The 853-nt window shown below is 54.5% G+C and carries 1 protein-coding gene; it reads right to left on the reverse strand.

What is annotated here, in order from left to right; genetic code table 11:
- Positions 1-126: 126 nt before the first annotated feature.
- Positions 127-853 (reverse strand): transposase (locus tag GOB86_RS15610; protein WP_165993574.1); only part of this gene is annotated, 727 nt, incomplete at its 5' end.

Consider the following 853-nt stretch of genomic DNA (forward strand, 5'->3'; position numbering starts at 1 on the left):
TCGAAGAACCGTTGGTTGATGCGCCTGGCTCGTGATTTCAGGTTTTTGGCGATTTGATTGACGGTTTTTGGGGTAGCTTTTGATCTGCGTTTTGAGCAGATCGGGGACTGCCGTCCCGCTGGATGACTACGCGCTCGCGTTCAATCTTTCGAGGAAGAGGAAGCGGCGCATGTTGTAGACGATATTGGCCAGCCCGATCCTCATGGTGGCCCGTATGATACCGACAGTTCGGATGAATAGTCCGGTCTGTGATTTCTGATCTGCAAAGACGTGCTCGACGCGTGATCGGATCACGGACTTTCCAGCATTGGATCGCTGGATATGGCGGGGCATGGGTTTGAGGTGCGGCTTTTTCCTGTGAACCTTCGAGACGAAACCCTCTTTGTCCATGAAGTCCTCATTGGCTTTTGAGCGATAGGCTGTATCAGCCCAAACGGTTGAGGCCGTATTGGTTTTATCCAGCAGGCCTTCTCTCAATCGTGCCCCATCGCTGGCAGCGGCATCCGTCGTCTTCCATTTCCGGATGAACCGAAACTTCCGGTCGATGGAGACGTGGGATTTGTAGCCAAAGAACGGGATAGCGAGATCCGTTGCGGGCATACTCCCGTCATCCTGCCGTTTTGCTTTCGTGAACTTCAGCGTCCAGCGCGCATGACGATCCTTGTGCGACATCTTTGCGGGCTTGTCCTGCCAGTCTTCTGGAATACGTCCTGCCCGGAGATCCGCTTTCTCAGCCTTCGTATTGCGCTGCTTTGGAGCAGCCACCAGTGTTGCATCCAGGATCTGGCCGGACATCGGGAGATAACCGGCGTTCCGCAGGGTCGCGTCAAATCGGTCAAACAGCCTTTCAATG

The organism is Acetobacter lambici (assembly GCF_011516885.1).
Classification (GTDB): Bacteria; Pseudomonadota; Alphaproteobacteria; order Acetobacterales; family Acetobacteraceae; genus Acetobacter; species Acetobacter lambici.